Raw genomic sequence first — 15,249 nt, 5'->3', positions numbered from 1 at the left:
ATAATAATTCTTATTTATATGTATAGTTTGTGTTAATTGGATTTGCCGATAGGATTGTGAAGAAAATATGAAAGATTTAATCGGTTTTTGTCGCTAAAAATTGCTAATTAATTAATTATTATTAATTTTTAATGAAAACGATAATTATTGACAGATTAATTGTAATTTTAGATTTATGAAGAATAACTAAAAAATTACTTTGGCTTAAGGTTGAGTTAAAAAAAATTAAAAAATCATAAAATTATTGTGAAATTTACTGAAAAAACGGCCTTCAATTTACTGATCTGATCGGTTAATTTTGTATATCTTGAAAGTTGTCATATAATACAGCACTTTTTTAAAAACTGTTCCTACTAACTAATTTTTATCGAGGAAGCCATGCAAGTAACGACTGAAGCGGTTTCGGGCGTTGCCCGTCGTTTAAATGTTTCTGTACCGACGAGCCGTGTTAACGAGCAATTTGAAGCTCGTTTGAAGCGCACTGCCAAAACTGTGAAGATCAACGGCTTCCGTCCAGGCAAAGTACCTGCAAACGTTGTTCGTCGCGAATACGGTGCAAGTATTTATCAAGAAGTTGTGAATGACATCATTCGTGACAGCGTATTTGAAGCGATTCAACAAGAAAAAATCAATGCGGTAGGTATGCCGAACATTGAGAAAGTTGAACATAAAGAAGATGCTTTAGTTTTTGAAGCAACTGTAGAAGTTTATCCTGAAGTTGAAGTAAAAGCATTTGACGGTTTAGAAGTTGAACGTAAAACAGCTGAAATTAAAGACGCTGACGTTGACACTATGATCGAAAACTTGCAAAAACAACGTCAAACTTGGGCTGTGACCAAGGGTATGGCGAAAAAAGACATGCAAGTGACTTTTGACTTCGAAGGTTCTATCGACGGTGAAAAGTTCGAAGGCGGTTCTGCTGAAGACTTTAAACTTGTGTTAGGTTCAGGTCGTATGATTCCTGGCTTCGAAGACGGCATCGTTGGCATGAAAGCTGGTGAAGAGAAAGTAATTGATGTGACTTTCCCTGAAGATTACCAAGCTGAGAACTTAGCTGGTAAAGCAGCTCAATTCAAAATCACTGTGAAGCAAGTTGAAAAACCTAAACTTCCAGAGATTGATGCTGAATTCTTGAAAATCTTCGGTGTTACTGAAGAAGAAGGCGTTGAAAAATTAAAAGCTGACGTTCGTAAAAACATGGAACGTGAAGTTCGCAATGGTTTACGTAACCAAGTTAAACAAGCTGCATTTGATGCTCTTGTTGCTGCTAACGAAGTTGAAGTCCCAACTGCAATGGTTGCTCAAGAAATTGACCGTCAACGTCAACAAATGGTTCAACAGTTCACTCAACAATTTGGCGGTGCTGGCGCTCAATCTTTCGACAAGAGCATGCTTCCTGACGAATTGTTCAAAGAGCAAGCAGAGCGTTCAGTTAAGCTTGGTATCTTAGTAAGCAAAGTATTAGCTGATGCTAAACTTGAAGTTGACCAATCACGTGTTGATGCTTACATCGACGACATGGCTTCTTCTTATGAAGATCCAACTGAAGTGATCGAATACTTCAAAAATGATGCTCAACAACGTCAACAAATTGAAGCTGTTGTGTTAGAAGATCAAGTTGTTGATCACATCTTAGCTGCAGCTAAAGTGTCTGACAAAGCAGTATCTTACGAAGATTTATTGAAAGAACAACAAGCTCGCCGTATGGGCTAATCTTTTGAGAAATCTGGAAAAGGCGCTTTAGGCGCCTTTTTCATTTTTGGGTATGTGGTTAATTTGAGTACGCCATGCAGTACTTAGGTATAAATAATATAATATTTCAGTGCGAACCTTTTGCAATTTGAGAAATTATCCCGCATATTGTTGCCATAGGTTAAGTCACAAAAAATTTAGGAATAAATAACGTATGTATGTTCCAACAATTGAAAATGCTTTAGTTCCTGTTGTGGTTGAACAATCTTCTCGCGGCGAACGTTCTTTTGATATTTATTCACGACTTTTACGTGAGCGCGTCATTTTTTTAACTGGTGAAGTTGAAGACAACATGGCAAATTTGATTGTTGCTCAAATGTTGTTCTTAGAAGCTGAAAACCCAGATAAAGATATCCATCTTTATATTAACTCGCCAGGTGGTTCGGTAACTGCTGGTATGGCGATTTATGACACGATGCAATTTATCAAACCTGATGTAGTAACATACTGTATGGGGCAGGCTGCATCTATGGGCGCATTTTTATTAAATGCTGGTGCTAAAGGTAAACGCTATTGCCTTGAAAATGCACGTGTAATGATTCACCAACCATTGGGTGGGTTCCGTGGTCAGGCATCAGACATTGAAATTCACGCTCGTGAAATTCTATTTATTAAAGAACGCTTGAACCGTTTGATGGCAGAACACAGTGGTCAAGACTATGACACGATTGCCCGTGATACCGATCGTGATAACTTTATGACTGCACAAGCAGCAAAAGAATATGGCTTAGTCGATCAGGTATTAAGTAAGCGTCCATAAGGGGAGTTTTTAAGTGGCTTGAGTTGTTGGAAAACGCCTCCATATAGTCATTTAGCTCTATCGCTTGCCCTCATATTTAAGATTCTATTTGTGGAGAGAATATGTCCGAACATCCTCAAGGACAAAAACATTGTTCATTTTGCGGTAAAACGCAGTCTGAAGTCGGGAAACTGATTGCGGGCGAGGACGCATATATTTGTAATGAGTGTGTAGATGTCTGCTTAGACCTTGTACAAACCAGCCAACAGGTTGAAGCAGGTGACTGGGCGAGCAAGGCATTGCCAAAACCGCATGAAATACGTGCTGCGCTTGATCAATATGTGATTGGTCAGGATCTTGCCAAAAAGACATTATCTGTTGCCGTTTATAACCATTATAAACGTTTAAAAGTCGGGCAATCTGGTCATGTGTCTAAAAATGTGGAAATTGCTAAAAGTAACATTCTACTGATTGGACCTACCGGTTCAGGTAAAACATTACTTGCTCAAACATTGGCTCGTTTGCTAGATGTTCCATTTGCGATGGCAGATGCGACAACTTTAACCGAAGCGGGTTATGTCGGCGAAGACGTTGAAAATATTGTACAAAAGCTTTTGCAAAAAGCAGATTACGACGTAGAAAAAGCTCAAAAGGGCATTATCTATATCGATGAAATCGACAAGATTACACGTAAATCTGAAAATCCGTCGATTACGCGTGACGTTTCTGGTGAAGGTGTACAACAAGCATTGCTTAAGATGATTGAGGGTACTGTAGCTTCAATTCCACCACAAGGTGGACGTAAACATCCGCAGCAAGAGTTCATTCAAATTGATACCTCAAATATTTTATTTATTTGTGGTGGCGCATTTGCTGGACTGGAAAAAATTGTACAACAGCGCCAAGAAAAAGGCGGAATTGGCTTTACAGCTGACGTGAAGAAAAAAGATGAAAGCAAGAAAATTGCTGAATTGTTCCGTCAAGTTGAGCCAACTGACTTAGTGAAATTTGGTTTAATTCCAGAGTTTATTGGCCGTTTACCAGTTATTGCGACGCTTGAAGAGCTTGATGAAGAAGCATTAATGCAAATTTTGACAGAACCAAAAAATGCATTAACTCGCCAATATCAATACTTGTTCAACATGGAAAATGTTGACCTTGTATTTGAAGATTCAGCTTTACGTGCAGTTGCTAAGCGAGCGCTTGAGCGTAATACTGGAGCTCGTGGTCTACGTTCGATTTTGGAAAATGTTTTACTTGAAACAATGTATGACTTACCAAGCCGTACAGATGTAGGAACAGTTTTCATTAATGAAGCAGTGATTAATGGTGAAGCTGAACCTGTTTACAAGCCAGAACGTCAGCCTAAAGAAACAGCAACTCATGAAAGTGTTGCTAAGGCAGATTTAAAAGTAATTGATTCGAAGTCTGCTTAGATTTCATTCATCTAAAAAGCATGAATCGCGCGAGTGATTCATGCTTTTTTTTGTTTTCAATTCATGTAGGTGGTGTTAATCTAAAAAAACAAAATACGCATAGTTTTGCGATATAGAAAAATCAAAAGAAAACGCTTTGAGGGATGTCATGCGTTATTTAATTATTGCATTAAGTTGTACCGCATTACTTGCGGGTTGCCAGAGTTCATCACACTTGGCAAAGAATCCAGCTGAGCTGACTGCGACTTTACCTAAAGTTGATGTTGATAAAGCACCTGGTGTATTTGATCAATACCATGTGGGTGGTTTTAGCATGGGGGGATGGGTCAACCAAAAACTAGGTCAGACATTTGTACCGATTAAACCGCAAAATGAACATGCAGCAGTAGTCTATCTCTATCGGCCAGATACCAAATGGAACCGTCAGGAAATTGCAGCAATTAATTTATTTGTAAATGGCAAACGAATTCCAAGCTTATTGCATAACCATTATTACTGGATTGAACTGCCAGCAGGAAGTTATCGTATTTCTGCAAGTCGGCCTTTATTAGGTATTCATTTTCAAGAGCCAAAATATATTGATATTACGGTCGATGCAGGAACATCTTATTATTTAAAATACGATGAAGAAAACAAAATGGACCGCGGTGAACACACTGGCCCATTTATGTTAATGCAAGACAATATCGGACGTAGAGAGATTGCTTTTACCGAGCTTAAATCTTCTAGCTACAATTTTGTTGCTGAAGATGCTTCAGGAAAAATTCGACATAAACCACAAGAGCTAAAACCAGCCAAATATGATGAAAAATCAGATGTCCATCTGATTAAACCATTTAAATTGTGGAATCCTTTAACGTGGTAATGGTCTACAAAAGATAAAGAAAAGTTAAGACTTTTCTTTATCTTTCATGAGTGGCGCAATAATTTTAAGCATCTCTTCTTGCATGTGATCACGTGCTTTAGGGTCATTAAAGGTTTGTTGACCCAGCTCCATCATATATTCTGAAATTTGTCCCATAATCTGTACGTTTTTACGTGTAATCGATTGACCTTCTGGGGTTTTTAAAAATTTCAGATTTGCCTGAATTTCTTCTTCAGTATATGTCTTTAAATAAATATCTTGTAAGGCTTGCGTAGTTTTTGGGCTACTAATGAGCTGGTTACTCGAATCTTTTAAAAGTAAGCCTAACTTTTTTGCGGCCTCTTTTTCTTTCGGACCTAAAGTTTTGATGCCCGTAATATTAGTGATGATCTGTTCAGCTTGTTGATCATAATAAGGCGTTAATTCATTAATTGATTCTTTAAGCAAATAATCAATTTGGCTCATTTGCATGAGTTCTTTTACTGAACTTAATTTGGCAGGAGAAGCAAATAAGCTTGTTGTAATACAGCTTAGGCAGAGGCTGATTGAGAGATTTTTAAGAATAGGGCGGATAGTCATGAAATGACCTATATGCAGTTTATGGCGGGTGGGTGTACTTATTAATAGCACAGATTGGAGAACTAATTGTTACAATTCTTTTCAATTTCAAAAAAATTCTAAGGCATAAAAAAGCACCGAATCCAGTACTTTTTTTGATTAGCCTGCTGCGGCATCGATTACTGGAATTTTTCCAATTTTCGTTTACCAGATTTTTGGAGCTACTGCGTGAATTGAAGTACCGTTTACATCAACTAAATTATGGAATTCTTTAACTTTGTTAAAAGTGAGCCGGTATTAGCCTGCTTTTTTATTCAGGAGTCAATGTTTTTAGTATTTTAAGTACTTGTTGCTCTTGTTGATAGTATTTTACTATTTGCTCAGGTTTATAATTTTCATCTTGTTGGTTTTTTATGACCTTTTGATTTTGTTTGAAAAACTCTTGGGCTAAAGGATGTTCATATATGTGTAGTAAATAAACTAACTCTTCCTCCTCAAAAAATTTTAAATAAGGTTGAATTAGCTGTTGGATATAATAATTTTTAAAATCATCACTTTGCATTCGCTCTAATAATTGTCTTTCTATTTTAGGCGCATAATACGCTTTATCTTCAACTAAATCTTTTGAAGGAATACCTTGTAAAAGGTTTTTGCTATAGCTCTGTGCCAAACGTTCAGTTTGATAGTGTTGTATAGTCTGATCAAATAAACTTGTTTTTAATACTTCTATTGCTGTCTCTTGAGTTGGGGGCATTGCAAAGCTTGTAGTGGTTATAATACCTAATAAGATGCTAGACATTGATAATGATAGATTAATATTAAAAGACATTTTTTTATTGTTCCCCTGTATACGGCTTTTTATACGTCAAAATATCTCGAAAAATATAAAGCATGAACTTACTTTCATCTAAATAATTAGTTAAAAGTTTAGGGAGATGATCTGCTAAATATAATTCTTTTAAAAGATTTTTTTTAACAAGTATTTGTCCAGACTCAGTTTGATAGTGTTCAATAAAATAGAGAAGACTCTCTTCTGAAACATATTGTTGAAGTTGTTTAAATACAAGTTGATATTGTTTTTCTGATGAGCTAAAAATAGGGTCTTCTTTGAGATATAAGGCTGCAATTCTTTCAGCGACTTGATATTGCTGGGGTGTAAGTAAACGTGCATCAAGAGTGGGTGCTTGAATGTGGTAAAGAACGCGTTGAGTAGCAAGTTCTAAATAATAAGCTTTTCTTATTTCATGTAATAGTTCAAAAGTTTCTCTTGAATGAGTCACTTCAAGATATTTATTAATAGTTTCTGGTTTTGCGGGTTTTGCGCAAGCACTTGTTAAGCTAAAGAAGAATAATCCAAAAAATAAAGATAACGTATATTTATAATCCATGCGAGCTCAATAAATTTTTTTATTTAAGAGTATAATCATTGAAGTAAAAAGGAACATCACATTGATGTTCCTTTTTCATTATTTATGCAGTTGCATCAGTCACTGGAATTTTTCCAATTTTCGCTTGCCAGATTTTTGGAGCTACTGCGTGAATTGAAGTACCGTTTACATCAACCGCTACAGATACAGGCATATCTTCAACTACGAATTTGTAGATTGCTTCCATACCTAAGTCAGCGAAGGCAACAACTTCAGCTTCACGAACAGCTTTAGATACGAGGTAAGCTGCACCACCAACTGCCATAAGGTAAGTTGCTTTGTTGTCTTTGATCGCTTCAATTGCTGTTGGACCACGGTCAGCTTTACCAATCATACCGAATAGACCAGTATGCTCGAGTACTTTACGCGTGAATTTGTCCATACGTGTTGCAGTTGTAGGACCAGCAGGGCCAACGACTTCATCACCCACAGGATCAACTGGGCCAACGTAGTAAATGAATTTACCTTTAAGATCAACTGGTAATTCTTCACCATTGTCGATCATTTCAACCATACGTTTGTGCGCAGCATCACGACCTGTGTACATTGTACCGCTAAGAAGTAATGTGTCGCCCGGTTTCCAAGAATCCATTTCTTCTTGAGTAATGGTATCAAGGTTTACACGTTTAGACTGTGAAGAGTCCCAAGTTACTGAAGGGTAGTCTTCAAGTTTTGGTGCTTGAATATGAGCTACACCTGTACCATCAAGCTGGAAGTGAGCATGACGAGTCGCAGCACAGTTCGGAATCATGCCTACTGGTTTACCAGCAGCGTGACATGGGTAATCTTTGATTTTAATATCAAGAACAGTGGTTAAACCGCCAAGACCTTGAGCACCAATACCAAGAGCGTTTACTTTCTCAAAGATTTCGATACGAAGTTCTTCGATTTTGTTCTCTGGTCCACGGCGAAGTAATTCGTCCATGTTGATTTCTTCCATGAGTGCTTCTTTAGCAAGCATCATGGCTTTTTCAGCAGTACCACCAATACCGATACCGAGCATACCAGGCGGACACCAGCCCGCACCCATAGTCGGAACAGTTTTAAGTACCCAGTCAACGATTGAGTCAGATGGGTTAAGCATCGCAAGTTTAGATTTGTTTTCTGAACCGCCACCTTTAGCAGCAACAGTAATATCTACTTTATTACCCGGTACGAGTTTGTAGTGAATAACAGCAGGGGTGTTGTCTTTTGTATTTTTACGACCAAATGCAGGGTCAGCAAGTACAGATGCACGAAGAACGTTGCTGTTTTCAAGGTAACCTTGGCGAACACCTTCATTTACTGCATCGTCTAAGCTCATTGTTAAATCGAATTTAACATCTAAGCCCACTTCAAGGAAAACGTTAACAATACCAGTATCTTGGCAAATTGGACGATGACCTTCCGCACACATGCGAGAGTTAATTAAAATCTGTGCAATTGCATCCTTTGCAGCTTTGTTTTCTTCGCGATCATAAGCACGGCTCATCGCTTGGATAAAGTCTTGCGGGTGATAGTACGAAATAAACTGTAGGGCGTCCTTGATTGATGTAATCAAGTCATCTTGTTTGATAATCGTTGTCATACCAGAAAATCTCTTGAGCGGGCTGTTAGCTAGCGGGCTAAATTATATGACAAAAACACAAACTTGTGGGGGATTGGTTGATCTTTTGACCGAAAGTCGAATAAGACCAGTGCTAAGTGATTTAAAACTAAGAACAACCAACTGCTAAGGCAGTTATTTAAGAGTAAAAAAAGCCATTTGAGCGGACATCAAATGGCGAGAGGTAGAAAAATTAAATGATATTAATTATTTCGCAGCAGCCTGTTGTTCAGCCTGAATTGCTGTTAATGCAATAGTAAAGACAATGTCATCTACTAAAGCACCACGAGACAAGTCATTGACTGGCTTGTTTAAGCCTTGCAGCATTGGTCCAACGCTGACTACATTTGCTGCACGTTGTACTGCTTTATAGGTCGTGTTACCCGTATTTAAGTCTGGGAAAATAAATACATTGGCACGGCCAGCTACGCGTGAGTCTGGTGCCTTTTGGCGTCCTACACTTTCAACAGAAGCTGCATCGTATTGTAGTGGGCCATCAATCAGTAAATCAGGGCGGCGTTGCTGTGCAATTTGAGTTGCTTGCTGTACTTTCTCAACATCAGCACCAGTGCCAGACGTACCAGTCGAATAGCTGATCATGGCAATACGTGGGTCAATTCCAAACGCTTTTGCAGAGTCAGCAGACTGAATCGCAATTTCAGCAAGCTGGTCGGCTGTAGGGTCTGGGTTAATTGCACAATCACCGTAAACATATACTTCATCTGGTAAAAGCATAAAGAATATGGACGAAACTAAAGAGTAAGACGGTGCGGTTTTAATGAGCTGAAAAGCAGGGCGCACGGTGTTCGCGGTTGTGTGAACTGCACCAGAAACCAAACCATCTACATGATCTAGCGCCAGCATCATGGTGCCGAGAACCACAGTGTCTTGTAATTGATCTTTGGCTTGTAACTCGTTGAGTTTACCTTTGCGCAGTTCAACCATTGGTGCAACATATTGGTTGCGAATACTGTCTGGATCAATAATTTCCAAGTCAGCGGGTAGTTCAATACCGCGTGCTTTTGCAACGTCTTGAACTGCATCTGGTTTTGCTAGCAAAATACAATGTGCAATACCACGAGCCTGACATATAGCAGCTGCTTCAATAGTACGTGGCTCGTCGCCTTCTGGAAGCACAATTCGTTTTTTAGCTGCAATTGATTTTTGCACTAACTCATGACGGAATGCAGAAGGAGAAAGGCGTGGAGTTGCACCGTTATTACTGTGCTGTTTAAGCCATTCGACATCGATATGACTTGAAACAAAACGAGTCACTTGCTCGGCACGTTCAGTATCATCGATTGGAATTTCATTACCAAAATCAGATAAGCGCTGTGCCGTTTCCAGTGTGTTTAAACGGGTGTGTAAAATTGGTAAGCCTTGTTTGATAGCGCTTTGGCAAAACTCTAAAAGCTCAGGGGCAGGTGCTTCACGTTCGGTCAGTACCAAGCCTGCCAAAGGAATACCGTTACTGGTTGCCAAGCTACCTGCAAGTAACACATCGGTGCGTTCAGATGCGCTAATAATCAACTCGCCAGCAATGAATTTATTCAATTCATATTCAATGCTTGAGGCAATTAAACTTGAGTGCAAAATACGACGTGTTTTCGCTTCGCCTTGATGTACCCATTGGCCATCAATCACAGTCGCGATGTCTAAAGTTCTAGGTACACTTAAGGTATTACTAAATGGAACTAAACCAATAATCGGTAAATCGTTCGATCCGAAGTAGCGATTGTATTTTTGCAGTTCTGTCGTAAATTTTGCGATGTCTTCAGTTGGGCGTAGCGATGGGTCAAATGCGACAGGAATCTGAGCTGTTTCTTCAGATAAGCCGCGTGTACGCATGAAGAGTACACCTGCTGTTCGGTTAGAAGTTGCACCGCCAAATTGACGTAAGTGAGCTTCAACTTTCTCGGCTGTTTTACGTGGGTTTTGAATGTCAGCCGTGCTCACTAAAACTACTTCTGCATCAAGCGCTTGGGCAAGGCTGGCATTAAGCTCACTGGCAAAATGGTCTTGTCCATTTGGCAATAAGCCTTCAACAATAATCACATTATTGTCTGCGGCAATACTACGATGAAGACTCACTGCTTCTTCAAGTAGCTCATCAACTTCACCTGACGCAATGCGTTGGGTTAACTTTTCATGAGAAATGGATTGAACAGTTTTACCTTGAAATAAATGACCAAATAAAGATGTAGTTCGGTCTAAAGTTTCTTGATCTACCTGAGAAAACGGTTTTAAAAAGCCTGCTTTAATCCCATTACAATCAAGTGCATAAATCATACCTAAGCAGGCAGAGGTTAAACCAACCCCTTCACCTGTAGGAATTAATAAAATTGTATTCATATAAACCTATAAATAACGTTCTTTGACTTCTGTAATTAAGCAAGGCTAATTTCAGGAGATGTATTTTGTGCAACGTCTACAACCTGACGCGTTTCTTTGGCAATACGGCCTTCTTCATCGGTTGGAATCACCCAGATTTGTGGTCCTGTACCGCTATCGATACGGCCTTCTGTGCCACGTTTTAAATTGTTGTTCTGGTCTTTATCGAGCTGTAAACCAAAGTGAGGTAAATAAGCTAAAGTTTTTTCACGAATATAAGCTGAGTTTTCACCAATACCACCTGTGAAGATCAGGCCATCAATACTTGGTAAACCACAGCTTAGTGCAGCAAGTGATTTTGCAAGGCGGTAGCTAAATACTTCAATTGCAAGACGCGCATCTTCGTTGCCATTTTCAGAGGCTTCAATCACTGTGCGCATATCGTTAGAGAGTTGTGATAAGCCAAGTAAGCCACTTTCGTTATTTAAGACTTTGTCTATTTTCGCCAAGTCCCAACCAAGATTTTTTGCAAGGAAACTGTGTAAGCTTGGATCGACATCCCCACTACGGGTTCCCATTACAACACCTTCAAGCGGGGTAAGGCCCATAGAAGTATCAACACTTTGTCCATTCCATACTGCACAAGTCGAACTACCATTGCCCAAGTGTGCTGTTAACCAACCGCCTTTTTGGAAATTACCAGCCAGTTCACTACCTCGGTCAGACACATAAGCATGACTTGTGCCATGGAAGCCATAGCGGCGAACGTTATGGTCTGTATATAAAAATTTAGGGATTGCATAACGGTATGCATGCGCAGGCATGGTTTGGTGGAATGCAGTGTCGAATACGGCAACTTGAGGTAATTCAGGAAATAGGCGCATCGTTGCTTCAATCCCGATTAAGTGGGCTGGGTTATGAAGCGGTGCAAGAGGGGTGGCTGCACGAATACGTTCTATAATTTCAGAAGTAAGTAATTCAGCTTTAGTGAGGCTTCCACCATGTACGACACGGTGACCGATTGCTTGAGGTTTATAGTTTGCAAGACGTGCAAGTAAAGTTTCTAAAGCTTTGGCGTGGTCAGCATAAGGAATTGAGAGCTCTAGTGGTTCTCCACCGACTGTAATTCCTTTAATACGAGCATCAGCCGCCCCTAAGTTTTCTGCTAAACCATAAATACGATCTTCACGACGGTCTGAAACCAGCGCGTATTTAATAGATGAAGAACCGCAATTAATAACTAATACTGATGTAGCCACGTTGAAATACCCAAGTCCTGATTTAAAAATAGTTTTCCTAACTTCCTGATCAAAAGGCATTAATTGCAACATGCATTAAGAGCAGGTTGTGATGTTTTAACATGTGTTGTTTTTCTGTCCAAGATAGACTTTAGCCCATTAGACTTAAGCACTATCGACCATCAAATTTTTTATAACTAATATTCGTTGAGTATAAAGCTTAACCACTGTATTTATTGTTTTTTTGTAGAAGAATTAAACAGTTTTTTGTATATATTTATGAAAAGTAAATTTTGAATCAATGTAATTTTCAACTATTTGGTATAAATTTTTTAAGAAAAAATAAGTGTTGTTATTTTAATCAAACCACAGGGGAGTATTACAAATAATATACGTAATTGAAATTAAGTTTTAATAGTTTATACATAGGATAAAAAGAATAAATTATAAACATTTTTAATATCAAAATAAGTATAAAAAAGTCAGTGCTCACCCATTTATAAAGATATTTTATTGCTTTGATATTATGAGAAATTTCTCATAGTTATTAATATTTAATTTACCCGTAAAGGTAGTCAAAAATAAAATCATTTTCTTGTTTAAAACTTAAACATTATTTGTCTTTAATGCTAAGGCCTAGAGTATTGCTCGGAGTTATAAGGACTTGCATGTCGCTTTTTGCCTTAATAATATTATTCATCCTTCTGCCAAATGATCGTTAAATATATCGTTTGGTCTATTTTGTTTTTCCGGCTTATCCGGTTGTACAGGAGCGTCCAGCATGGACTTGCCGAACCCAATATTGGCAAAAGTTACCAAGCGTGTAATCGCGCGTAGCCAAAAAACTCGTTCTGCATATTTACAACGCATTGAACATGCCCAAGGTAAATTTCCTGCTCGTGGAGCACTCTCATGTGCCAATCTCGCACATGGTTTTGCCAGCATGGAAGATAATGAAAAATTAATTATTAAAGTTGGCCGTGAACCAAATATTGGCATTGTGTCTTCATATAATGAAATGCTTTCAGCACATGCCCCTTATAAAACCTTCCCAGACATTATAAAAACAGCTGCCCGTGAAAATGGTGGTGTTGCTCAGTTTGCTGGTGGTGTCCCAGCAATGTGTGATGGCATTACTCAAGGTAATGCTGGTATGGAATTGTCATTGTTTTCACGTGAAACAATTGCGATGAGTACAGCAATTGCACTTTCTCATAATATGTTTGATGCTGCATTGTGTCTCGGCGTATGCGATAAGATTGTGCCGGGCTTACTGATTGGTGCGTTACAGTTTGGTTATCTACCAACTATTTTTGTGCCTGCGGGTCCAATGAGTAGCGGTTTATCGAATGATGATAAAGCCAAAATCCGTCAACAATTTGCGACTGGTCAAGTGGGCCGTGATGCCTTACTTGAAGCTGAATCGGCTGCCTATCATGGTCAGGGCACATGTACCTTCTATGGTACTGCCAACAGCAACCAAATGCTGATGGAAGTCATGGGTTTACATTTGCCAAGCGCTGCATTTGTTCACCCTCATACGCCATTACGTGATGCTCTCACTGCCGAAGCTGCTAAGCGTGTACTTGACTTAACTGCTGAGCGAGGCAACTACACACCAATCGGTCATGTTGTCGATGAAAAAGCCATTATAAACGGCATCGTGGCGTTACTCGCTACAGGTGGTTCAACCAACCATACTTTGCATTTGATTGCGATTGCTCGCGCCGCTGGCGTCTTGATTGACTGGGATGACTTTGATGAGTTGTCTGCTGTTGTTCCATTGCTCGCAAAAATCTATCCAAATGGTAAGGCCGATGTAAACCATTTCCAAGCTGCGGGTGGGGTGGCATTCCTTATTCGTAACTTACTTGAGGCAGGGTTACTCCATAACGATGTAACGACAGTCGCTGGTAAGGGTTTACAGCACTACACCAAAGAACCGAAATTGATTGACGGTAAGCTCACTTGGGTTGACGGTGTGGTTCAGAGCCTTGATGACAAAGTACTTCGTAGCATTGATGCGCCGTTTCAGCCAGATGGTGGCTTGCGCTTAATGCAAGGTCGTCTTGGTCGTGGTGTTATCAAGATTTCTGCTGTTGCGCCAGAGCACCGTAAAGTTAAAGCTCCAGCAATTGTGTTTGACTCTCAAGAAGCGGTACAAGCAGCGTTTGATCGTGGCGAATTACACCGAGACTTTATTGCGGTCGTTCGTTTCCAAGGTGCTCGTGCGAATGGTATGCCTGAGTTACATCGTTTGACGCCTGTGTTGGGTGTTTTACAAGATCAAGGTTTCCATGTTGCCTTAGTTACTGATGGACGTATGTCTGGTGCTTCAGGCAAAGTTCCTGCGGTGATTCACTTATCTCCAGAAGCCTTACTAAATGGGCCGATTGGCAAAGTCCAAACCGGAGATATGTTGGTTATTGATGCTGAGGCTGGTGTACTCGATATTGAGTTAGATGAACAAACTTGGCAATCACGCCCTGTTGCACAGCCAGAACATCAGGCAGAAAACGAAGTCGGTTTTGGGCGTGAATTATTTGGTGTATTCCGTGCAGCAGCAGCGCCTGCTGAACATGGTGCATCTGTGTTTGGTTCACTTGTTGGTGAAGAGCCACAAGCGCATATTTGAGACAAAGGAATTACAAAGTAATGAGCAAGATTGAAGATGTGGTCAAATTAGGCCCAGTAATTCCCGTGTTGGCTTTTGACTCCGCCGAACAAGGTGAACATGTATCACGTGCGTTGCATGCTGGTGGTGTAAAAGTACTGGAAATTACTTTACGTACCGCTGCTGGTTTGGCTGCTATTGAGCGTGCAAGCCAGTTGGCAGATGACATTGTGGTGGGTGTGGGAACAATTACCAAGCCTGAGCATTGCGCCCAAGCTAAAAAAGCAGGCGCTAAGTTTGGTGTATCTCCTGGTTTAACTAAAGACTTACATTTGGCTGCGCAAGATGCTGGCTTACCTTTATTACCAGGAGTTATGACACCAAGTGATCTGATTCAGGCGATTGAGTTGGGCTATGACATTGTGAAATTTTTCCCAGCGCAGCAAGCAGGTGGAGTCGAGATGCTCAAAGCATTTTATGGTCCATTTCCAAACTTGCGTTTTTGCCCAACAGGTGGAATTACAGCAGAGTCAGCACCAGATTTCTTGAAGCAACCTAACGTAGTTTGTGTAGGTGGTTCATGGTTGACGCCTAAAGCTGCTGTTGCTGCACAAGACTGGGCTGAAATTACGCGTTTAGCTCAAATTGCGAGTCAGTTGAGAGCATTGTAAATGTAGTCAATATTTATAAAAAAATGAAGTGCA

Annotated in this window: 12 protein-coding genes; 6 read left to right on the top strand and 6 right to left on the bottom strand. The window is 39.7% G+C overall.

Going from position 1 to position 15,249, the window contains the following annotated elements:
• Positions 1–378 precede the first annotated feature (378 nt).
• The 4 genes from tig (at position 379) to F985_RS05830 (ending at position 4,792) form a co-directional block, all read left to right on the top strand.
• Positions 379–1,713 (top strand): trigger factor, encoded by a 1,335-nt coding sequence (gene tig, locus F985_RS05845; protein ID WP_004698800.1) that lies wholly within the window; start codon positions 379–381, stop codon positions 1,711–1,713.
• Between the two features lie 193 nt (positions 1,714–1,906).
• The gene (gene clpP / locus F985_RS05840) at positions 1,907–2,512 is read left to right on the top strand and encodes an ATP-dependent Clp endopeptidase proteolytic subunit ClpP (protein WP_000289452.1); all 606 of its coding nucleotides are present in this window, start codon (positions 1,907–1,909) and stop codon (positions 2,510–2,512) included.
• Positions 2,513–2,613: 101 nt separating this feature from the next.
• Positions 2,614–3,927, top strand: coding sequence for an ATP-dependent Clp protease ATP-binding subunit ClpX (gene clpX / locus F985_RS05835; RefSeq protein ID WP_004698798.1), 1,314 nt, complete (start codon positions 2,614–2,616; stop codon positions 3,925–3,927).
• Positions 3,928–4,075: 148 nt separating this feature from the next.
• Positions 4,076–4,792 carry a DUF2846 domain-containing protein gene (locus F985_RS05830; protein WP_004698797.1) on the top strand — a complete coding sequence of 239 codons (717 nt, stop codon included), beginning with the start codon at positions 4,076–4,078 and terminating at the stop codon, positions 4,790–4,792.
• A gap of 24 nt (positions 4,793–4,816) precedes the next feature.
• Here F985_RS05830 and F985_RS05825 read toward each other — a convergent pair whose 3' ends face one another.
• The 6 genes from F985_RS05825 to F985_RS05800 form a co-directional block, all read right to left on the bottom strand.
• Positions 4,817–5,371 (bottom strand): DUF2059 domain-containing protein, encoded by a 555-nt coding sequence (locus F985_RS05825; protein WP_004698794.1) that lies wholly within the window; start codon positions 5,369–5,371, stop codon positions 4,817–4,819.
• A 289-nt stretch (positions 5,372–5,660) separates the two neighbouring features.
• On the bottom strand, positions 5,661–6,179 hold the full coding sequence (locus tag F985_RS05820) for a hypothetical protein (protein WP_004698793.1): 519 nt from the start codon (positions 6,177–6,179) through the stop codon (positions 5,661–5,663).
• A gap of 4 nt (positions 6,180–6,183) precedes the next feature.
• Complete coding sequence (locus tag F985_RS05815) at positions 6,184–6,738, bottom strand: hypothetical protein (protein ID WP_004698791.1); 555 nt, start codon at positions 6,736–6,738, stop codon at positions 6,184–6,186.
• 82 nt (positions 6,739–6,820) lie between these two features.
• Positions 6,821–8,344: a fumarate hydratase gene (locus tag F985_RS05810; RefSeq protein ID WP_004698789.1), complete on the bottom strand. Its 1,524-nt coding sequence runs from the start codon at positions 8,342–8,344 to the stop codon at positions 6,821–6,823.
• Between the two features lie 225 nt (positions 8,345–8,569).
• The gene (gene pta / locus F985_RS05805; protein WP_004698788.1) at positions 8,570–10,714 is read right to left on the bottom strand and encodes a phosphate acetyltransferase; all 2,145 of its coding nucleotides are present in this window, start codon (positions 10,712–10,714) and stop codon (positions 8,570–8,572) included.
• 35 nt (positions 10,715–10,749) lie between these two features.
• Entirely contained in the window at positions 10,750–11,952 is a 1,203-nt protein-coding gene (locus F985_RS05800) for an acetate/propionate family kinase (protein ID WP_025469058.1), read from the bottom strand.
• 760 nt (positions 11,953–12,712) lie between these two features.
• On the opposite strand from F985_RS05800, the gene edd reads away from it, so the two are divergent.
• Positions 12,713–14,566, top strand: coding sequence for a phosphogluconate dehydratase (edd, locus tag F985_RS05795; protein ID WP_004698783.1), 1,854 nt, complete (start codon positions 12,713–12,715; stop codon positions 14,564–14,566).
• Between the two features lie 20 nt (positions 14,567–14,586).
• Positions 14,587–15,216, top strand: coding sequence for a bifunctional 4-hydroxy-2-oxoglutarate aldolase/2-dehydro-3-deoxy-phosphogluconate aldolase (gene eda, locus F985_RS05790; RefSeq protein ID WP_004698780.1), 630 nt, complete (start codon positions 14,587–14,589; stop codon positions 15,214–15,216).
• Positions 15,217–15,249 lie beyond the last annotated feature (33 nt).

The sequence above is a fragment of the Acinetobacter seifertii genome, assembly GCF_000368065.1.
Taxonomy (GTDB): Bacteria; Pseudomonadota; Gammaproteobacteria; order Pseudomonadales; family Moraxellaceae; genus Acinetobacter; species Acinetobacter seifertii.
Note: the sequence above shows the minus strand (reverse complement) of the source record. Positions and strands in the feature narration are given on the sequence as shown.

Bases quoted from the DNA above. Each gene is read 5' to 3' on its own strand.
- tig (WP_004698800.1), top strand. From the start codon at position 379: ATGCAAGTAACGACTGAAGCGGTTTCGGGCGTTGCCCGTCGTTTAAAT.
- clpP (WP_000289452.1), top strand. From the start codon at position 1,907: ATGTATGTTCCAACAATTGAAAATGCTTTAGTTCCTGTTGTGGTTGAA.
- clpX (WP_004698798.1), top strand. From the start codon at position 2,614: ATGTCCGAACATCCTCAAGGACAAAAACATTGTTCATTTTGCGGTAAA.
- F985_RS05830 (WP_004698797.1), top strand. From the start codon at position 4,076: ATGCGTTATTTAATTATTGCATTAAGTTGTACCGCATTACTTGCGGGT.
- F985_RS05825 (WP_004698794.1), bottom strand. From the start codon at position 5,371: ATGACTATCCGCCCTATTCTTAAAAATCTCTCAATCAGCCTCTGCCTA.
- F985_RS05820 (WP_004698793.1), bottom strand. From the start codon at position 6,179: ATGTCTTTTAATATTAATCTATCATTATCAATGTCTAGCATCTTATTA.
- F985_RS05815 (WP_004698791.1), bottom strand. From the start codon at position 6,738: ATGGATTATAAATATACGTTATCTTTATTTTTTGGATTATTCTTCTTT.
- F985_RS05810 (WP_004698789.1), bottom strand. From the start codon at position 8,344: ATGACAACGATTATCAAACAAGATGACTTGATTACATCAATCAAGGAC.
- pta (WP_004698788.1), bottom strand. From the start codon at position 10,714: ATGAATACAATTTTATTAATTCCTACAGGTGAAGGGGTTGGTTTAACC.
- edd (WP_004698783.1), top strand. From the start codon at position 12,713: ATGGACTTGCCGAACCCAATATTGGCAAAAGTTACCAAGCGTGTAATC.
- eda (WP_004698780.1), top strand. From the start codon at position 14,587: ATGAGCAAGATTGAAGATGTGGTCAAATTAGGCCCAGTAATTCCCGTG.